The sequence below is a fragment of the Pseudomonas sp. PME37.24/025 genome, from assembly GCF_055556615.1.
The window spans coordinates 1-254 of the sequence record NZ_JBVHNK010000374.1 but is presented as its reverse complement, the minus strand read 5'-3'; the positions used below and the strand labels follow the sequence as shown (position 1 = coordinate 254).

Genomic DNA, 254 nt, shown 5'->3' with positions numbered 1-254 from the left:
GGCGGCCAGCGCCAGCGCATCGCGATCGCGCGGGCACTCGTGGTCGACCCCGACGTGATCGTGGCCGACGAGATCACGTCGGCGTTGGACGTGTCGACCCAGGCCGAAATCCTGCGCCTGCTCGAGCGGCTGCAGCGCGAGCGCGACCTGACCACGCTGTTCATCTCGCACAACCTCGCGGTCGTGGAGCACGTGTGCGACGAGGTGCTCGTGCTGCTGCACGGCCGCGTCGTCGAGCACGGCACGATCGAGGA

The 254-nt window shown here is 69.7% G+C and carries 1 protein-coding gene; it reads left to right on the top strand.

The features are described 5' to 3' along the window. Positions 1–254, top strand: a 254-nt coding sequence (locus ACZ3HH_RS30750; protein ID WP_465810458.1) for an ATP-binding cassette domain-containing protein, incomplete at both ends; no start/stop codon positions are given.